The 17,421-nt window shown below is 71.0% G+C and carries 18 protein-coding genes, 1 pseudogene and 1 riboswitch; of the genes and pseudogenes, 11 read left to right on the top strand and 8 right to left on the bottom strand.

All coding sequences use genetic code 11. The features are described 5' to 3' along the window. Positions 1–65 precede the first annotated feature (65 nt). Both VFV67_RS27935 and VFV67_RS27940 read left to right on the top strand, forming a co-directional pair. A complete protein-coding gene (locus tag VFV67_RS27935) occupies positions 66–524 on the top strand; it encodes a Uma2 family endonuclease (RefSeq protein ID WP_326473646.1) in 459 nt (152 codons plus the stop codon). Positions 525–711: 187 nt separating this feature from the next. Further along, positions 712–2,283, top strand: a complete 1,572-nt coding sequence (locus tag VFV67_RS27940) for an ankyrin repeat domain-containing protein (protein ID WP_326473647.1) — start codon at positions 712–714, stop codon at positions 2,281–2,283. On the opposite strand, the gene sthA is transcribed toward VFV67_RS27940, so the two are convergent. Continuing rightward, positions 2,280–3,683, bottom strand: coding sequence for a Si-specific NAD(P)(+) transhydrogenase (gene sthA / locus VFV67_RS27945; RefSeq protein WP_326473648.1), 1,404 nt, complete (start codon positions 3,681–3,683; stop codon positions 2,280–2,282). The genes VFV67_RS27940 and sthA overlap by 4 nt on opposite strands. A gap of 140 nt (positions 3,684–3,823) precedes the next feature. Further along, positions 3,824–3,940: riboswitch (SAM riboswitch) on the top strand. 35 nt (positions 3,941–3,975) lie between these two features. Between sthA and VFV67_RS27950 the strand changes: the two genes are divergently transcribed. Beyond that, entirely contained in the window at positions 3,976–5,301 is a 1,326-nt protein-coding gene (locus VFV67_RS27950; protein ID WP_326473649.1) for an aminotransferase class V-fold PLP-dependent enzyme, read from the top strand. Here VFV67_RS27950 and VFV67_RS27955 read toward each other — a convergent pair. Next, positions 5,229–5,468, bottom strand: a complete 240-nt coding sequence (locus VFV67_RS27955) for a hypothetical protein (RefSeq protein ID WP_326473650.1) — start codon at positions 5,466–5,468, stop codon at positions 5,229–5,231. The two genes, VFV67_RS27950 and VFV67_RS27955, sit on opposite strands and share 73 nt — an antisense overlap. A 90-nt stretch (positions 5,469–5,558) precedes the next feature. Between VFV67_RS27955 and VFV67_RS27960 the strand changes: the two are divergent. Together VFV67_RS27960 and VFV67_RS27965 are read left to right on the top strand one after the other, a co-directional pair. Beyond that, positions 5,559–6,406 (top strand): annotated as a pseudogene (locus VFV67_RS27960) (helix-turn-helix domain-containing protein). Positions 6,407–6,419: 13 nt separating this feature from the next. Beyond that, positions 6,420–6,839: a DUF397 domain-containing protein gene (locus VFV67_RS27965; protein ID WP_326473651.1), complete on the top strand. Its 420-nt coding sequence runs from the start codon at positions 6,420–6,422 to the stop codon at positions 6,837–6,839. On the opposite strand, the gene VFV67_RS27970 is transcribed toward VFV67_RS27965, so the two are convergent. Beyond that, positions 6,782–7,642 (bottom strand): alpha/beta hydrolase, encoded by an 861-nt coding sequence (locus VFV67_RS27970; protein WP_326473652.1) that lies wholly within the window; start codon positions 7,640–7,642, stop codon positions 6,782–6,784. The genes VFV67_RS27965 and VFV67_RS27970 overlap by 58 nt on opposite strands. A gap of 54 nt (positions 7,643–7,696) precedes the next feature. Here VFV67_RS27970 and lspA point away from each other — a divergent pair, with 54 nt between their 5' ends. Both lspA and VFV67_RS27980 read left to right on the top strand, forming a co-directional pair. Then, on the top strand, positions 7,697–8,260 hold the full coding sequence (lspA, locus tag VFV67_RS27975) for a signal peptidase II (protein WP_326473653.1): 564 nt from the start codon (positions 7,697–7,699) through the stop codon (positions 8,258–8,260). A gap of 44 nt (positions 8,261–8,304) precedes the next feature. After that, complete coding sequence (locus VFV67_RS27980; RefSeq protein ID WP_326473749.1) at positions 8,305–9,189, top strand: RluA family pseudouridine synthase; 885 nt, start codon at positions 8,305–8,307, stop codon at positions 9,187–9,189. 458 nt (positions 9,190–9,647) lie between these two features. Here VFV67_RS27980 and VFV67_RS27985 read toward each other — a convergent pair whose 3' ends face one another. Beyond that, the gene (locus VFV67_RS27985) at positions 9,648–10,568 is read right to left on the bottom strand and encodes an AsnC family protein (protein WP_326473654.1); all 921 of its coding nucleotides are present in this window, start codon (positions 10,566–10,568) and stop codon (positions 9,648–9,650) included. A gap of 146 nt (positions 10,569–10,714) precedes the next feature. Between VFV67_RS27985 and VFV67_RS27990 the strand changes: the two genes are divergently transcribed. From VFV67_RS27990 to VFV67_RS28005, 4 genes are read left to right on the top strand one after another with little or no spacing between them, the layout of a single operon-like run. After that, positions 10,715–12,124, top strand: coding sequence for an extracellular solute-binding protein (locus tag VFV67_RS27990; protein ID WP_326473655.1), 1,410 nt, complete (start codon positions 10,715–10,717; stop codon positions 12,122–12,124). Continuing rightward, entirely contained in the window at positions 12,117–13,079 is a 963-nt protein-coding gene (locus VFV67_RS27995; protein ID WP_326473656.1) for a sugar ABC transporter permease, read from the top strand. The genes VFV67_RS27990 and VFV67_RS27995 overlap by 8 nt, the downstream gene beginning before the upstream one ends. Next, positions 13,076–13,894 (top strand): carbohydrate ABC transporter permease, encoded by an 819-nt coding sequence (locus VFV67_RS28000; protein ID WP_326473657.1) that lies wholly within the window; start codon positions 13,076–13,078, stop codon positions 13,892–13,894. Before VFV67_RS27995 ends, VFV67_RS28000 begins: the two co-directional genes overlap by 4 nt. Beyond that, on the top strand, positions 13,894–14,940 hold the full coding sequence (locus VFV67_RS28005) for an ABC transporter ATP-binding protein (RefSeq protein ID WP_326473658.1): 1,047 nt from the start codon (positions 13,894–13,896) through the stop codon (positions 14,938–14,940). Before VFV67_RS28000 ends, VFV67_RS28005 begins: the two co-directional genes overlap by 1 nt. Here the strand turns inward: VFV67_RS28005 and VFV67_RS28010 are convergent. From VFV67_RS28010 to VFV67_RS28025, 4 genes are all read right to left on the bottom strand, one after another. Further along, positions 14,910–15,605, bottom strand: coding sequence for a hypothetical protein (locus VFV67_RS28010; protein WP_326473659.1), 696 nt, complete (start codon positions 15,603–15,605; stop codon positions 14,910–14,912). The two genes, VFV67_RS28005 and VFV67_RS28010, sit on opposite strands and share 31 nt — an antisense overlap. A gap of 149 nt (positions 15,606–15,754) precedes the next feature. Further along, positions 15,755–16,306 (bottom strand): GNAT family protein, encoded by a 552-nt coding sequence (locus VFV67_RS28015; RefSeq protein WP_326473660.1) that lies wholly within the window; start codon positions 16,304–16,306, stop codon positions 15,755–15,757. Next, complete coding sequence (locus VFV67_RS28020; protein ID WP_326473661.1) at positions 16,303–16,728, bottom strand: OsmC family protein; 426 nt, start codon at positions 16,726–16,728, stop codon at positions 16,303–16,305. The genes VFV67_RS28015 and VFV67_RS28020 overlap by 4 nt, the downstream gene beginning before the upstream one ends. A 12-nt stretch (positions 16,729–16,740) precedes the next feature. Further along, positions 16,741–17,376: a uridine kinase gene (locus VFV67_RS28025; RefSeq protein WP_326473662.1), complete on the bottom strand. Its 636-nt coding sequence runs from the start codon at positions 17,374–17,376 to the stop codon at positions 16,741–16,743. Positions 17,377–17,421 lie beyond the last annotated feature (45 nt).

A 17,421-nucleotide genomic window follows, 5' to 3' on the forward strand; every position in this document is an offset into this window, starting at 1 on the left:
TTCACCGTCGCCGACCTGGAGGCGATGCCGGACGACGGCAACGCTACGAGCTCATCGACGGGACGATGATCGTGAGTCCCACACCTGGTTTGCGCCACCAGGTAGTGCTGTTCGAACTGGCCATCGCGTTGGAACAGGCGTGTCCCAAGCATCTTCTCGTGATCTTGGGGCCCTTCGCGGTCCGCCCGTCGTCGACCATGGAACTCCAGCCGGACGTGCTTGTAGCACGCCGGGCGGATCTGACCGATCAGCTTCTGCCTGTCGCTGCCGTGCTTGCTGTCGAGGTGCTCTCGCCCAGCAGCGCCCTCCTCGACCTGAATACCAAGAAGGCGAGCTACGAGCGGATCGGAGTGCCGAGCTACTGGGTGGTCGATCCGCAGGAGCTGGCCGTCGTCGTTTTCGAGCTGGACGGCGCCGGTCGTTATCAGCAGGTGGCCGAGGTCAAGGGCGAGGACGTGCTCGAGGTCGAGCGGCCGTTTCCGGTGCGGATCGTGCCGGTGGAGCTGTTGGACGAATCGGAGTGAGCCGGAGCGGCGTGTGCAATCGGTGACGAGGGCGCAGGTCGTGGGTATCGTGGGGGCAAGCGTTCCGAGGCGCTTGCGGTCCGCGCGAAGGGCTGAGCCTGCTCGGGAGTCGGTGAATGTGATCGACGTTCGGACCCTCCTTTCGGCCTGACGATGCGGACCGCAGGCGCATCGGAAGGAGGCCGTGATGCTGGCCTATCCTCTGCCCGCCAACCCATCCCTGGAACAGCTGCACAAGCAGGCCAAAGAGGTCCGGGACCGGGTTCGGAGCGGCGATCCCGTCAAGTCGGCGCTCGAGGCGCGGGAGATGGCGGTTCAGCTGCATCCTCGCTGGATGGGTGTCGCTCCGCTTGGCGCCGGGTGGGTCGCGTTCACCCTGGCCGACGCGCAGTTGGTCGTTGCTCGGTGGTACGGCTTTCCCAGTTGGCGCCGGCTCCGCGATTACGTCGCCGTCGTTGACCGGTTCGGCCGGTCGCCGCAGCGTCGCCCGGTCAACGACGCCGGACTGGCCGACGAGTTCCTGCGGTTGGCCTGCCTGACCCACTGTTCCAGCTTCGGCTTCGGGCCCAAGGCCGGTGAGGAGGGCGACGACCCGCGGCGGAGGGCCGAGGCCCGCCGGTTGCTGGCGGCGCACCCGGAGTTGGCCTCGGCCAGCATCCACACCGCCGCGGCGGTCGGCGACGTCGACGCCGCCCGGGTGCTGCTGGCCGGCGACCGGTCGCTGGCCGAGCGGGAGGGCGGGCCGCACGGTTGGCCGCCGCTGCTCTATCTGACCTTTTCCCGGCTGAACAGCACCGAGGCGAACCACTCCACGCTGGAGGTGGCCCGGCTGCTGCTGGTGAACCTCGCCGATCCCAACGCCGGCTACCTGCCCGACGGCCAGCCACCCCCGGTGACCGCGCTCAGCGGCGCGTTCCGCGGCTACCACGATCCGGTCAACCAGCCGGCGCATCCCCATCGGCTGGCGCTGGCCCGGCTGCTGCTCGACGCCGGTGCCGACCCCAACGACGCGCGCGCCCTGCAGAACGTGTGCGGCTACCCGCATGATGACGACGACGCGGGTTTGTCGCTGCTGCTCGAATACGGGCTCGGTCGCCCGTCCGGCGGGCCGTGGCGGTCCCGGCTCGGCACTCGGTTGCCCACCCCGGCGCAGCTGATCCAGGACCAGCTCCGCCATGCCGCCGGGTCGAACCTGGTCGACCGGGCCCGGCTGCTGCTGCGCCGGTGCGCCGAGACCGGCATCGACATCGACGCCCCACGCGAGGGACCCGACGCCGGCACAACCGCATACGAGCTTGCGATGATCTTCGGAAACACCGAGATCGTCGACCTGCTCACCCCGGCCGGGGCCCAGATCACACCGCTGGACCCGACCTTCGAGCTGGTCGGGGCGTGCATGCGCGGGGACCGCCCGGCCGTGGACCGGTTGCTGGCCGCCGACCCCGGCCTCGCCGAGCGGACCGTCCACACCCCATGGTGGCCGGATCCGCTCACTCAGGCCGCCGCCCTCAACCGGCCGAACGCCATCGAGCTGCTGGTCTCGGTCGGCTTCCCGGTCAACGACGGGAAGGTGTCGGCGCTGCACATCGCCGCGCTGACCGGCCATCTCGACGTCGTGCGGCTGCTCGTCGACCTCGGCTCCGACCCCACCGCCGAGGCCGTCAGCGACACACCCGGCACGCCCGTGCAGTGGGCCCGGTACACCAATCAGCAGGAGGTGATCGCCTACCTCACCCGGGTGATCGATGCCGCGAGTTAGGTGTCCAGCAGGGAGATCTGGCGGATCTTGTTCATCGCGTCGAGGGCGGCGACCTTGTAGGACTCGGCGAGGGTGGGGTAGTTGAAGACGGCGTCGACGAGGTAGTCGACGGTGCCGCCGCAGCCCATCACCGCCTGTCCGATGTGGACCAGCTCGGTGGCGCCGGTGCCGAACACGTGCACGCCGAGCAGGGACCGGTCATCCGGGGACACGAGCAGCTTGAGCACGCCGTAGGAGTCGCCGATGATCTGGCCGCGGGCCAGTTCGCGGTAGCGGGACACACCGACCTCGAACGGGATCCGGTTCTCGGTGAGCTCGTCCTCGGTGCGGCCGATGTAGCTGATCTCGGGAATCGTGTAGATGCCGATGGGTTGCAGGGCGTGCATCGCCCGCACCGGCTCGCCGCAGGCGTGGTGGGCGGCGAGCCGGCCCTGTTCCATCGACGTCGCCGCCAGCGCGGGGAAGCCGATCACGTCGCCGACCGCGTAGATGTCCGGCACGGCGGTGCGGAAGTACTCGTCGACGGTGATCCGGCCGCGGGCGTCGGCGGACAGGCCGGCGGCCGGGAGGTCGAGGTTGCCGGTCATGCCCTGCCGCCCGGCCGAGTACATGACGGTCTCGGCCGGGATCTTCTTGCCGCTCTCCAGGACGGTGACCGCGCCGCGCTCGTAGCGCCGAACCGCGGCCACGGTCTCGCCGAACCGGAACGTCACCGCCAGGTCGCGCAGGTGGTACTTGAGCGCCTCGACCACCTCGGTGTCGCAGAACTCGAGCATCCTCATCCGCTGCTCGATCACGGTCACCTTAGTGCCGAGCGCGGCGAACATCGAGGCGTACTCGATGCCGATCACCCCGGCGCCGACCACGATCATCGACTGCGGCACCCGGTCCAGCCCCAGGATCCCGTCCGAGTCGATGATCGTCTGCCCGTCGAAGTCCACACTGGACGGTCGGGCGGGTGTGGTCCCGGTGGCGATCACGACCTTGGCCGCGGTCACGTCCCGCTCGCTGCCCGAGCCGTCGGTCACCGCCACGGTGTGCGCGTCGAGGAACCGGCCCATGCCGGGGAGCACGGTGACGTGGTTGCGGGCGAGCTGGCTGCGGATCACGTCGACCTCGCGCCCGACCACGTGGTTGGTGCGGGCGGTCAGGTCGGTGATCGTGATCTCCTCCTTGACCCGGTAGCTCTGCCCGTATAACTCGCGCTGGCTCATGCCGGTGAGATAGACGACCGCCTCGCGCAGCGTCTTGGACGGGATGGTGCCGGTGTTGATGCAGACGCCGCCGATCATGTCTCGGCGCTCCACCAGGCCGACCCTGCGCCCGAGCTTGGCGGCGGCGATCGCGGCCTTCTGCCCGCCTGGCCCGGACCCCAGCACCAGCACATCGAAATCGCTCATGCCGGCACCTTCGCAAGCTCGGTGCCGGCCGACCCTGCCGCCTCGCAGGCTCGGCGGCAGGGCAGTGCCAAGGATTCGCTCGCAAGCTCGCTCATGGGCGCCAAGTCTTACGTGAGCGGCCTCGGTTACACTAGGGGCAAGGTCATGAGCGCCAGCGTCAAGCCCCGGCTTGCTGGCCGGCAACCCTCCAACCGCGGTGGGGTGCCCCGGGTGAGGACCTGGCCCTCCGCGAGGTGCGGGTTGGGCAAGCGCGGGCCCTCCCCGGGTCCGATGTGGACCTGGAGGCCCACCCGTGACCGTTGCCGTCGATCCCCGTGCCGTCGCGCTGCCCGCCGTCGCCGGCGCCCGGCTGGCCGTTCCGCTCGTGGACGGCACCCGCGTGCCGTACGCGAACCTCGATCACGCGGCCAGCGCGCCGTGCCTGGACGCCGTGCGGGACGCGGTGGACGAGCTGCTGCCCTGGTACGCCAGCGTGCACCGGGGCGCCGGGTTCGCCTCGCAGGTGTCCACCCGGGTCTACGAGCAGGCCCGGGACGCGCTGCGCCGGTTCACCGGGGCGCACCGTGCGGACACCGTGGTGTTCACCCGCAACACCACCGACGCGCTGAACCTGCTGGCCCGGGCGGTGCCCAGGGACACATCGGTGCTGCTGTTCGACACCGAGCACCACGCCGCGCTGCTGCCCTGGCGCGGCCCGAACGTGCGCCGGCTGGTCACCCCGGACCGGCCGGACGACGCGGTGGCCGCGCTGGACGAGGCGCTGCGCCGGTGCCCGACCGGCCCGCGCCTGGTGGTGGTGACCGGCGCGTCCAACGTCACCGGCGAGCTGTGGCCGGTGCGCCGGCTGGCCGAGGTGGCCCGGCAGCACGGCGCCCGGATCGCGCTGGACGCCGCCCAGCTCGCCCCACACCGCCGGATCGACATCCGGGCGCTGGACGTGGACTGGGTGGCGCTGTCCGGGCACAAGCTGTACGCGCCGTTCGGTGCGGGTGCGCTGGTCGGGCGCGCGGACTGGTTGCAGGCGGCGCCGCCGTACCTGGCCGGCGGCGGCGCCACCCGGCAGGTGCTGGCCCGCGGCGAGCAGCTCGGCGTGTCCTGGTCGGCGGTGCCGGAGCGGCACGAGGCCGGCACGCCCAACGTGGTCGGGGTGCACGCGCTTGCGGTTGCCGCCGACACACTCACCCGGCACTGGGAGCCGCTGGTCGCGCACGAACGGGCGCTGCTGGACCGGTTGCGCGCCGGGCTGGCGGCGATCCCGGGGGTGCGGGAGCTGAGCCTGTTCGGCGCCGGACAGGCGCGGGTCAGCGTGGCCAGCTTCGTGGTCGAGGGCCGGGACGCCGGGCTGCTGGCCGCGGCGCTGTCCGCCGAGCACGGCATCGGGGTGCGGGACGGGCTGTTCTGCGCACATGTGGCCACCCGCCGGTTGCTGGGGGAGGCGCAGCCCCGGGCGCTGCGGGCCAGCCTCGGGCTGGGTAGCACCGAGGAGCACGTGGACCGGTTCCTTGCCGCGCTGCGCGGGCTGGTGGCGCACGGCCCGGCCTGGACCTACGCCGAGGTGGACGGGCGCTGGGTGCCGTCGCCGGACCCGCGGCCGCTGCCGCCGTTCCTGTCCATCTGATACAGGCACAGGGCGCAGGTGGGCAGGTCGCCCGGGGGCGGGGCCAGTTCGGCGGGCGCGCCGCAGAGCGACCAGACCACCGGGACGGAGCGGAACACCAGGCGCGGGGTCGGGTCGGCGACCGCGTGCAGCCGCGGGGTGAAGATGCCCTGGAGCCAGGTCGCCATGCGCTGAACGTCGCACCTTGCAGTGAGCGACTGCAAGATAACCGATCGTGTGATTGCGTTGTCATCCTTGGGAACCGAAGGATTCGGCGCATGACGGAGAACCCGAATCCGAGCGTGCGCAGCCGGCAGGTGGCCAACCAGCTGCGGGCGCTGCGCGAGGACGCCGGCCTGACCGGAGCGGAGGTGGCCAAGCAGCTCGGCATGTCGCCGAGCAAGATCAGCCGGATCGAGACCGGACAACGGATGCTGAGCGTGGACGTGGTGGCCGCGCTGCTCGGGCTGTACCGGGTGCCCGAGCGGCACCGTGACCAGATTCTGGACCAGGTAAGGAAATCCGCCGAGCGCGGCTGGTGGGAGAGCCAGGGTCTCGGGCTGCCGGAGCTGTGGAAGGCACTGATCGACTTCGAGTCCCGCGCCACCCGGATCCAGAACTACGAGGCGCTCGTCGTGCCCGGCCTGCTGCAGACCGACGAGTACACCGGCGCGATCATCAAGGGCATCAACAAGGCCATGACCGAGTCGGAACTGAGCAATCTGGTGGCCTCGCGCCGGGCTCGGCAGACCGTGTTGCGGCGCCAGGACTTGCAGTTTCTCGCGGTGATCGACGAGGGCGCGCTGCGCCGGCCGATCCCGGAGGGTGGCCTGATGCGCGGCAACTGCGCCAATTGGCGGACTCGGCCGAGCGACCCAACATCACGGTACGTGTGGTTCCCTTGCAAGCGGGGCCATACGCCGGGCTTCGTGGGCCGTTCATCGTCATGGATTTCGCTGAGGAGCCAAGTCTCGTGCACATAGAGCATCAGAACGTTGGGTTGTTCTTGGATGAGCGGGAGGATATCGCGGCGTACCGTGTCACCCTCAGCAATATCCTGAACGTGGCACTGGAGCCGGGCGACTCAGTTGAGTTGATCTGCAGAATCGCCGCCGAGCAAGAGTGATGAGGAGGGGGCAATGTTCGCGAACTGGCGCAAGAGCAGCAGAAGCACCGCCAACGCCAACTGCGTTGAGATCGCCTTTTCGGATTGGCGCAAGAGCAGTCGCAGCACCGATACGTCCAACTGTGTTGAGATCGCCATGTCGTCTTGGTGCGAAGGCGGCCGGGGTGGCGACCGGGTGATCGAGACCGCCGTTTCGTCCTGGTGCGAGAGCAATCGGGGCGGTGACCGGGTGAAGCCTGTCGAGATCGACGCATGGTCCTGGTGCAAGAGCAGCCGGAGCACCGATACGGCGAACTGCGTGGAGGTGGCGGTGGGGGAGGCGGTGTTCGGGGTGCGGGACTCGAAGAACGCCGACGGGCCGATCCTCGTGTTTCCTCAGGCGAGGTGGGAGCCGACGAAGCGCATGATCTCCGGAAGGACCTTGTGCCAGTAGGCGTTGTCGTGGGCGCCCTTGGTGATGGCGGCGTGCTCGGGGTGGGCCTTGCGGATGAACTCGCGCGCCGGACCGGCGAACGAATCCTCTGAGCCGCACCAGAGGCCGATGGGCGCGGCACCGAGTTCGTCGATGTGCTGGAGCGGCTCGTGCTCGCGCCACTGGCGCTCGCTGGCGAACGCCTTGCGGGTCTCGGCGACCGACCAGCGCTGGAACAGGGCGGGGCTGGCGAGCGCCACGGCGCGGAGGTCGGGGCGGCGGCGGGCCAGGTTGAGCGCGCCCCAGCCGCCCATGGAGAAGCCCAGCACGGCCGTCGGCGCGGCGTGGCGGCGGTGCGCAAGCCAGCGGGGGACCTCCTCCACCAGCATGCGCATCGGGTCGTCGCCGCCGTGGTTCATGTAGTACATGCGGCCGCAGTCCACGGCGACGGCGGCGAACGGGGGAGCGCCGGCGCGCACCGCACCGGTCAGCAGGGCCGGGATGCCGAACGGGATGTAGTCGCGGGCCGCGCCGCCGCGGCCGTGCAGGATCAGGCACACCGGCAGCGGCCCGGCGCTCACCCCGGCCGGGCGCATGGTGACCAGCTCCACGTACATCCCGCGGGCCTGCGACCACACCCGCTCGACCAGGGCGTTGCCGGGTGCGGAGTCCTTCGTCACAGCCGGCACGGCGGACCGGGGCCGGCTCGCGATCGTGGGCGGGACCGGGGAGACCGGAACCGCCGCGCCGCCGGCCGCGCCGACCAGGCCCAACCCGAGCCCGCCCAGCAGCAACCGCCGCCGGGTGATCGGTGCTGCGGGCATGGCGGAAACCCTGGTCCTTCGCGGGAGACTGGCGACAGCATGGACAATAGGCTGATGAGCGAGCCCAGCACATACCCCCAACCACCTCGGCGCGGGTTCGTGCTGGCGGTGGTCGCCGCGGTCGTGCTCGCCGCCGACGTGCTCACCAAGATCGCCGTGGTCGCCTCGCTTGAGGGCGAGGCGCCGGTCCGGCTGCTCGGCGGCGCGGTCTACCTCCAACTCGTCCGCAACCCCGGGGCGGCGTTCTCCATGGCCACCGGGATGACCTGGGTGCTCAGCCTGATCGCGTTGTCGGTGGTGGTCGCGATCATCTGGATGGCGCCGAAGCTGCGCTCGATCGGCTGGGCGATCGGGCTCGGGCTGGTGCTGGCCGGCGCGCTCGGCAACCTGTCCGACCGGATCTTCCGGTCGCCCGGGCCGATGCGCGGGCACGTCGTCGACTTCGTCTCGGTGTTCGCCCCGAACGGCGACTTCTTCCCGGTGTTCAACGTGGCCGACTCGGCCATCGTGTGCGGCGGCGCGCTGATCGTGCTGCTCGCCCTGCTCGGCAAGGACTACGACGGGCGCTCCACGAAGGAGAAGGCCAAGGCCGGGTCGTCCGAGGCTCCGGCATCGTGAGTAGTGACCTGCGCACGCTGCCCGTCCCCGAAGGCCTGGACGGAATGCGCGTGGACGCCGGGCTGGCCAAACTGCTCGGACTGTCCCGCACGGCGGTCGCCGAACTGGCCGAGTCCGGCGACGTGCTGCTCGACGGCCGGATCGCCGGCAAGTCCGACCGGCTGGTGGCCGGCGCCACGCTCGAGGTGAGCCTGCCGGCACCGGCCGCCCCGGTAACCGTGGCCCCGGTGCCGGTGCCCGGGCTGATCGTGCTGCACCAGGACGACGACATCGTGGTGGTGGACAAACCCGTTGGCGTCGCGGCACATCCGAGCCCCGGCTGGACCGGTCCGACGGTGATCGGCGGCCTCGCCGCGGCCGGGATCCGGGTCTCCACCTCGGGCGCGGCCGAGCGGCAGGGCGTGGTGCACCGGCTCGACGTCGGCACCACCGGGGTGATGGTGGTGGCCAAGAGCGAGCACGCCTACACCGTGCTCAAGCGCGCGTTCAAGGAACGCACGGTGGACAAGATCTACCACGCGCTGGTGCAGGGCCACCCCGACCCGACGGTCGGCACCATCGACGCGCCGATCGACCGGCATCCCCGGCAGGACTACAAGTTCGCCATCGTCGCCACCGGCAAACCGGCGGTCACCCACTACGAGGTGCTCGAGGCGTTCCGCGCCGCGTCCCTTGTGGACATTCGGCTGGAGACCGGCCGCACGCACCAGATCCGGGTGCACTTCGCGGCGCTGCGGCACCCGTGTGTCGGCGACCTCACCTACGGCGCCGACCCGGTACTCGCCCGCCGGCTCGCCGTGACCCGGCAGTGGCTGCACGCCCACACCCTGGCCTTCGACCACCCCGCCGACGGCCGGCGGGTGGAGTACACCTCCGCCTATCCGGACGACCTGTCCGCCGCACTGGAGCTGCTGCGCGCGGAGAGCTGACCGGCGCCGCGCACAGCGCGGCCGGTCCGTTGGGCGAGTCCCCGGGCCGGGCAGCCGAACCCCTGGCTCGGGAGGATGCGCCGAGCGGCGCATTGTTGCGCAGCACGGTGACATGAGTTGGCAGATCGTGGTGCTGGAATCGGGGACTCGCGCATGAAGTAGAGACTCGCCGGGCTGAATCGGCTGCTCGGTTGCTGGACCCGGGGACTCGCCGAGGATCGCGGCGACATTCGGCGAGTTGCCGACTCGGGCACCCGAGTTGCCGACTCCGGCACCCGAGTTGCCGACTAGGGCACCTGAGCCACCAACTTGGGGCACACGAGCTGCCACCTCGGGGCCGAACCCGGTCAGCCGACCGGGCCCGCGCCTGCGGCGCGGCCCGGCGCCGCAGGCGCCGGGCCAGACCCTGGCGTCGTGCCCGACTTGGCAACACCCGGTCGGGAACCGGCCAGGTCGTCCTAACTTTCTATTGTCCAGTTGAGGGTGCGGGACTGATCGTCGGGGCGCGGGCTCCAGCGCACCGAGCTGATCACGGTGCTCTCCGGGACGACGTAGACGGTGTGACCGCCCGCGGTCTCGCCCGGCGCGACGCCGATCCGGTGCGGCGGGCGGGAGGACAGCGACACCGGGGCTTTGGCGATGGTCCGGCCGTCCGGGGTGACCAGCACCAGGTACAGGTCGGGCAGGCTCTGGAACGGCACGCCGCCGCGGTTGGTCAGCTCGGTGTGCACAACCACGGAGCGCTCGCCGTCCTGCAGCCGGTAGCCGGCGGCGGTGAACAGGTAGTCGGCCGGGTCGACCACCTCGACCAGCTGGATGGCCAGGCGCTCGCCCTCGAGGCCCTCGGTGAGCAGGGTCGCGCCGACGGTGCCGGTGCGGGCGCCGTTGGCCGGGCCGGACCGCGCGGTCGGCACCGTGAGGTCCTGCGGCGGCTGGTCGCCGCGCGCCCAGGACGCGGTCTGCGGCGGACCCCAGGTGCTCATCGGCTGCGGGAACGGGTTGCTGGGTGGGCCGGTCTGCGCCGGAACCGGGTTGCTCGGCGGGGGCGGCGGGTACGGGCCGCTCGGCACCGAGTACGCCCCGGACGGCACGCCGGGCGCAAAGCCGCCGGGGGCCGGTGTGGGGTAGGGCTGCGGGTAACCGGCCGGCGGGGCGTAGGCACCGGGCTGCGGCCGGGCGGCCAGCGCCGCGCGTAACCGGTTGGGATCGCACTCGACGCCGACCAGCAGCGGCAGCCCGGAGGCGGACAGCGCGACCAGCCGGGACGCCACCTCACGCGGATCCATGCCCAACCGCGCGGCGATGTCGTGCACCGCGGCCCGGCCCATCTCGGCCACCAGGCTGAGCAGGCGGACGTCCACCGGATCCGTTGCGACCACGATTCGAGACGCTACCCGTTCCGGGCGGGCATTGGGTCGATTGCCGCGCGCGCCACCTGCGGGATCGGGATCTTGGTACTAGTTGTCATACTCCCCTAAGTAATAGAAGATTTCTGGCGCCCCTCGACGATGAGAAAGGTGCCCACATGCGACGGAAGATCTTCCTGGCCGCGGCGGTGTCCGCCACGCTGGCCCTGTCCGGGTGCCTGGGACAGCAGCAGGACAGCGACACCGAAGGCAACGCCAACCAGAACGCCGACGCCAAGGACGTCACGCTCACCATCACCTCCAACTCCGTGGCCGGCGGCAAGAACGCGCTCGGCGCGGCCTGGATCACCGACTGGGTCATCCCGAAGTTCACCGAGGCGCAGAAGGCCAAGGGAGTCAACGCCACGGTCAAGTTCGACGGCATCGGGTCGGACGACAAGGACTACAAGACCAAGATCGCACTGGACTTCAACACCGGCGGCGGCGGTGACGTCGTCGAGATCGACGGCATCTGGCTCGGCGAGTTCGCCCAGGCCGGCCAGGTCAAGCCGCTCGACGAGCTGGTCGGCGCGGACAAGGTGGACTCCTGGGACGGCTGGGGCCAGATCCCGGACGCCGTCGAGGCGCTCGGCCGGTTCGAGGACAAGCGCTACGGCGTCCCGGTCGGCACCGACGGCCGGGTGCTGTTCTTCAACAAGAAGCTGTTCGCCCAGGCCGGACTGCCGGACAACTGGCAACCCAAGAGCTGGGACGACATCGTCGCGGCGGCCGAGAAGCTCAAGACCCTGTCCGGGGTCGTCCCGATCCAGCTCAACGCCGGCACCGTGATGACCGAGGCGACCACCATGCAGGGCGTGCTGCCGCTGCTTGCCGGCACCGGCAAGACCGTCTACCAGGACGGCAAGTGGCTCGGCGCCAGCCAGAACGTCAAGGACGTGCTCGGGTTGTACCAGCGGATCTACGGCAGCGGGCTGGGTGACCCGCTGCTCCAGCAGGAGGCCAAGGGCCGGGACCGGTCGTTCGCCCTGTTCGCCGAGAACAAGATCGGCATCCTGCTGGAGAGCGACTACTTCTGGCGCTCGGTGGTCGAGCCGAACAAGGGCGTGGCCAAGATGGCCGACCGGAACACCGCCGTCGGCTGGGCGATGGTCCCGGCAAGGACCGCCGGCTCCGGGGTCGGCGGCCAGGACTTCGTCAGCATGTCCGGCGGGGCCGTCCGGGTGGTCAACCCGCACACCAAGTACCCGCAGCAGGCCTGGGAACTGCTCCAGTTCATGAACTCCTTCGAGGCCACGAAGGCCAGGCTGGCCGGCACCGCGCAGATCACCCAGCGCGACGACGTCAACAAGGAGGTGCTCTCCGGCGACCCGATGCTCAGCTTCGTGGCCGCCAAGGTGCTGCCGATCACCCGGTTCCGCCCGGGCCTTGCCGACTACCCGAAGGTGTCCGCGGCGCTGCAGCAGGCGACCGCCGACGTGATCACCGGCAAGAGCCCGGACGAGGCCGCCGCCACCTACCAGGACGCTCTGGTCAAGGCGGTGGGTCAGGACAAGGTCGCCGGTGGCTGACCCCGGGGTCGGCGCCGCGACGCTGGTCGAGGCTCCCCGGCCGGAGGAGCCCCGGCCGGCGCGCGGTGCCACCCGGATCGACGGCGCCGGGCTCGGCGTGTCGCGGGCGCTCGGGTTCGTCGCGCCCGCGCTGCTGCTGATCGGGATCTTCCTGATCTTCCCGGCGCTGTGGACGATCTACATCGGGCTCACCGACTACCAGCTCACCGGGCCGGCGTCGGTGGCGCCGGCCGTGGTCGGGCTGGGCAACTATCTCGAGGCACTGGCCGACCCGCTGTTCGGCAACGCCCTGTGGCTGTCCGTGCTGTTCGTGCTCGGCTCCGCGGTGATCGGGCAGAACGTGCTCGGCTTCGCGCTTGCCTGGACGCTGCGCTCGGCCGGGCCGGGACTGCGCCGCACGGTCGAGGCGCTGGTGCTGCTGTCCTGGATCCTGCCCGGCGTCGTGGTCGCCTACCTGTGGGTGGCGGTGCTGTCCCGGGACGGCGGCACGCTCAACGCGATGCTGAACACGCCCGGGGTGGCCTGGCTGATCCAGTACCCGATGACCTGCCTGATCGTGTTCAACATCTGGCGCGGCACGGCGTTCTCGATGATGCTGTACGGCTCGGCGCTGGCCGCGGTGCCGCCGTCGCAGATCGAGACCGCGCGGATGGTCGGCGCCAGTCGGCTGCAGACCGTGCGGGACGTGGTGTTCCCGCACATCCGCGGGCACGTGCTGACCAACACGCTGCTGATCAGCCTGTGGACGTTCAACGACTTCACCCCGTTCCTGCTCACCGCGGGCGGCCCGAACCACCAGTCGGAGACGCTGCCGGTGTTCATCTACCAGCAGGCGATCGGCGGCGAGGGCAACGGCCGGCTCGGCTACGCCTCGGCCATCTCACTGCTGTTGCTGCTGGCCAACCTGGTGCTGGCGCTGGTGTATCTGGGTGTGCTGCGCAGGAGGCGGGCATGAGCGGACTGGTGCTGCGCCGGATCGGCTACACCGTGTTCATGGCGGTGGTGCTGGCGTTCTTCGCGATTCCCATGCTGTGGCTGGCAAGTGCGCCGTTCGACAGCCGGCCCGGGCTCGGGCTGCGCTGGCCGGACTGGACGCTGGACAACGTGCGGGCCACCTTCGAGCACCCGTATGCGCTGGGCTCGCTGGTCAACTCGCTGATCCTGTGCGTGGTGGCGACCGCGGTGACCACGCTGTGCGCGACGCTGGCCGCCTACGCGCTGTCCCGGGTACGCATCCCCGGGCGGGACGTGCTGCTGTACGTGTTGCTGTTGCTGTCCAGCGTGGTCACCGGGACCGCGGCGATGGTGCCGATCTTCGTGATGATGAAGCAGCTCGGTCTGATCAACTCGCACTACGGCACCGCGCTGGTGATCGCCGCGGGCATGCTCCCGGCGGCCATCTTCATCCTGAAGGATTTCGTGGACGCGGTGCCGCGCTCCTACGAGGAGTCCGCCCGGGTGTTCGGCGCCTCGCCTGGCCAGGTGCTGCGGCACGTCGTGCTCCCGGTGGCCCGGCCCGGGATCGCCACCATCCTGGTGTGGTCGTTCGTGCAGGCCTGGGGCAACTTCCTGTTGCCGTTCCTGCTGCTGCGCGACGTGGAGACCCAGCCGGGCGCGGTGCTGCTGCAGACGCTGCGGGACGAGGGCGGGACCGCGAACCTGACCGTGATCCCGGTGTTCTCGCTGCTGTACTCGATTCCGGTCGTCGCGCTCTATCTGTTCGTCAGCAAGCGGTACGGGTTCCGCTTTCATGGAGGGATCAAGGCCTGATGGCGGGAATCGAGCTGACCGGACTGTCCACCGTGTACCCGAACGGGGTGCGCGCGGTGGACTCGCTGGACGTGAGCATCAAGGACGGCGAGTTCTTCGCGCTGCTCGGGCCGTCCGGGTGCGGCAAGACCACGCTGCTGCGCACCATCGCCGGGCTGGAGCCGGCCACCTCGGGCACCGTGTCGATCGGTGCGCGGGACGTGACCAGGGTCGAGCCGGGGCAGCGCCGGGTGGCCATGGTGTTCCAGGACTACGCGCTGTTCCCGCACATGTCGGTGGCGGAGAACATCGCCTACCCGCTGCGGGTGCGGCGGGCGCCCCGGCCGCGGCAGCGTGAGGTGGCGGCGCGGACCGCGGCCGACCTCGGGCTGGACGGGCTGCTCGAGCGCCGGCCGGGTCAGCTCTCCGGCGGGCAGCAGCAGCGGGTGGCGCTGGCCCGGGCCATCGCCGTGTCGGCCGACGTTCTGCTGCTCGACGAGCCACTGTCCAATTTGGACGCCCGGTTGCGGCTGGAGGCCCGGACCTTCCTCAAGCGGCTGCAACGGGAGCTGGGCCTGACCACCGTGTTCGTCACGCACGACCAGGCCGAGGCGCTCGCGCTGGCCGACCGGATCGCGGTGATGGAGGCCGGCCGGATCCGCCAGCTCGGCAGCCCCCGGGAGATCTTCCAGCGCCCGGGCAGCACCTTCGTGGCCAACTTCATCGGCTCCACCCCGATGAACCTGCTGCCCGGCGCGGTCCGGTCCGGTGCGGTCGAGGTGGCCGGCACGTCGTTGACCGAGGTCGACCTTCCGGACGGAACCGAGGTGGTGGTCGGCATCCGGCCGGAGTACCTGACGCTGGGGGAGGAGGGCATCCCCGGCACGGTGTCGATCGTGGAGAACCTCGGGATCACCTCGCTGGTCACCCTCGAGTGCGCCGACGGCACCCTGATCGGCGTCACCGTTCAGGAACATGCCGAACCCCGGATCGGCGCCCAGGTCAGTGCCGCCCCCCAGCCCGGCAGGCTGCTGCTCTACGGCCAGGACGGCGTGTTGCTCGGCTGACCCGGCCACCCGCCGGGCTGGCGGCGCAGCCACTGGACGACCGAGCCGGTGCACGCCAGCGCCAAGCTGATCACCGGCATGATCGCGAGGAAGGTCGCGCTGCCGATCATCACCACCTTCATGCCCAGCGTGTCCTCGTCCACACCGGGCAGGGTTGCGAAGGCGATCAGGTAGACCAGGCAGATCGCCAGCTCGAGCGCCGTGCCGATGATGAGGATGGTCCGGCCGGTGCCGTGCACGAGCTGGACGCCACCCGCGATCAGCAGCGCGACGCCGACGAGCTGGGCCAGCAGCACCAGCCAGGCGACCCCGGAGGCGAACTCGTCCTGGGTTTCACCGCTGGCCACGCCGATCATGCCGAAGCAGGTGGTGAGCAGCGTGATCCCGGCCTGGACGAAGGCCAGCACGGCGGCCGCGGTGGCCGTCCCCGGCCGGAAGCCGGCCGGCGCGTGCTGCGGCGGATACTGCGCTGAATACTGCGGCGGATACTGCGGATAGCCGGCGGCGGGATAACTCGGTGCGCTCGGGTAGATGCTCGGTTGGGGGATCCCGCCCGGGGGTGACGGCGGGCTGGCGAACGGCGGAAAGTGACTGCCCTGGTATGGAGTTCCCTCAGGCTGCTGACTCGGGTCCTCGGGTGACTGGTCTTGGGGCGCACCGTCCATGCCAGACAGTCTACTTCGGATCGACCTGCGGGCCTCACCCGGAGCTACTCCGTGATCGTGCCGATGCGGGCCGGAACCGGGGCGAGGAACGGGATGATCGCGCCAGGCGCCGGCCGGTCCGCTACGAGCGCACGCGGCCGGTCCCGCCGCTACCGAAGGTCCGACCGCACCATGCCGTAGATCACCTCGTCGTGCCACGCGCCGTTGCGGAACGCCGCGCCGCGCAGCACGCCCTCCCGGGTGAAGCCGGCCCGTTCGAGGGCGCGCTGCTCGGCGATGTTGTCGATCGAGGTGCCCGCCTGCACGCGGTTCTGCGTGGTGTGCGCGAACAGGTAGTTCACCAGCAGTCGCTGCGCCTCGGTGCCGAGCCCTTGGCCGCGCCACTGCGGCCACAGCGCGAGCCCGAACTCGACGCACTCGAACGCGGAGCCGGGGTTGGTCAGCCGCCAGTTGACGAACCCCACCCGCTCGCCGTCGAGCGTCTCCACCATCAGCGTCCAGCGCGGCGCGCCGAGCAGTCGGTTCTCCTGCCAGCCCGTGCGCCAGAACCGGGGGTCGCGAAACCCCGCCCAGTTGAACTCCCCGATGGCCTCGGGGTCGGCGAGCATCCGCTCCAGGTGGTCCAGGTCCTCCTCGGCGACCGGCCGCAGCCGGACCCGACTCCCCTCCGGCGCGCCGACCGCCTCCGGAGACCGGGTCACGCCAGGGCGGCGTCGAGTGTGATCTTGGTTCCGGTGAGCGCCTTGGAGACCGGGCAGTTCTGCTTGGCGCTCTCGGCGACCTCGGCGAACGCGGCGGCGTCGAGGCCCGGGATGGTGGCCCGCACGGTCAGGTGGATGCCGGTGATCCCCTCGCCCGGCTGGAAGGTCACGTCGGCCTTCGTGTCCACGGTCTGCGGCGGCGTGCCGGAGGTGGCGAGCTGGTGCGACAGCGCCATCGAGTAGCAGGTGGCGTGCGCGGCGGCGATCAGCTCCTCCGGGCTGGTCTTGCCGTTGGCCTCCTCGGCCCGCGAGGGCCAGCTGACGTCGTAGGTGCCCAGCCCGGACGAGTCGAGCGACACGGTGCCGGAGCCCTCCAGCAACGAGCCGTTCCAGTGCGCGTTCGCGGTTCGTGTTGTCGCCATGGACGAATCAGATCAGACCGGACCCTCGTCGAGCAGCGCGGGGTGTGCCGGATCGTCCATTCGGACGGCGGTGTCCGCGGTCAGCAGGGGACGCACCTCGGCGTCGTACCGGGCGTACGCCGGCAGCGCCCAGGCCTCCGCCGCCCCGTCCCCGGTCCGCCGGGCCAGCGCCGGGGCGGACATCCAGAGATGCACGGTGTGGTCGAAGGCCAACCCCCGACCGAGCAGCAGCTCGCCGTCCAGCACCAGTACCGCGTCCCCGGCCAGGTTCAGGTAATCGGCCCGGGTGGCCCGGTCGGTGTCGGCGTTCCACAGCGACGGCAGCACCCGGCCGGACCCGCCGGGTTTCATCGGGTCGAGCACCTCGCGGGTCAGGCCGCCGGCGTCCAGCCAGTCCTCGTAGCGGGCGTCCGGGTTCTGTTTGCCCCGCTCGAACCGCAGCGACGCCGGGCGGAGGAAATCGGCCGCGGCCACCCGCAGCACCGGCCGGCCACGCAGTCGTAGGGCCTCGCCCAGCGCATCGGCAAGCCCGCCGGGGCCGGCCGGCGGCGCCCCGTCCACCGCCACCCGGAGCCGACCGGCACGCCGGGTGATCATCTCGATCAGCTCGGCGACCAGCCGCTCGGCGGACACCGGTCGGAAGCGCACGGGCACCAGTATTGTCGGGCCCCCGGGGTAGAACGGTGGGGTGCT

This window comes from Actinophytocola sp., from assembly GCF_035762905.1.
GTDB lineage: Bacteria > Actinomycetota > Actinomycetes > Mycobacteriales > Pseudonocardiaceae > DASYTH01.

Coding starts and splice junctions, on each gene's coding strand:
- VFV67_RS27935 (WP_326473646.1), top strand. CDS start 66: ATGATCGTGAGTCCCACACCTGGTTTGCGCCACCAGGTAGTGCTGTTC.
- VFV67_RS27940 (WP_326473647.1), top strand. CDS start 712: ATGCTGGCCTATCCTCTGCCCGCCAACCCATCCCTGGAACAGCTGCAC.
- sthA (WP_326473648.1), bottom strand. CDS start 3,683: ATGAGCGATTTCGATGTGCTGGTGCTGGGGTCCGGGCCAGGCGGGCAG.
- VFV67_RS27955 (WP_326473650.1), bottom strand. CDS start 5,468: ATGGCGACCTGGCTCCAGGGCATCTTCACCCCGCGGCTGCACGCGGTC.
- VFV67_RS27965 (WP_326473651.1), top strand. CDS start 6,420: ATGTTCGCGAACTGGCGCAAGAGCAGCAGAAGCACCGCCAACGCCAAC.
- VFV67_RS27970 (WP_326473652.1), bottom strand. CDS start 7,642: ATGCCCGCAGCACCGATCACCCGGCGGCGGTTGCTGCTGGGCGGGCTC.
- lspA (WP_326473653.1), top strand. CDS start 7,697: ATGAGCGAGCCCAGCACATACCCCCAACCACCTCGGCGCGGGTTCGTG.
- VFV67_RS27980 (WP_326473749.1), top strand. CDS start 8,305: ATGCGCGTGGACGCCGGGCTGGCCAAACTGCTCGGACTGTCCCGCACG.
- VFV67_RS27990 (WP_326473655.1), top strand. CDS start 10,715: ATGCGACGGAAGATCTTCCTGGCCGCGGCGGTGTCCGCCACGCTGGCC.
- VFV67_RS28000 (WP_326473657.1), top strand. CDS start 13,076: ATGAGCGGACTGGTGCTGCGCCGGATCGGCTACACCGTGTTCATGGCG.
- VFV67_RS28005 (WP_326473658.1), top strand. CDS start 13,894: ATGGCGGGAATCGAGCTGACCGGACTGTCCACCGTGTACCCGAACGGG.
- VFV67_RS28010 (WP_326473659.1), bottom strand. CDS start 15,605: ATGGACGGTGCGCCCCAAGACCAGTCACCCGAGGACCCGAGTCAGCAG.
- VFV67_RS28020 (WP_326473661.1), bottom strand. CDS start 16,728: ATGGCGACAACACGAACCGCGAACGCGCACTGGAACGGCTCGTTGCTG.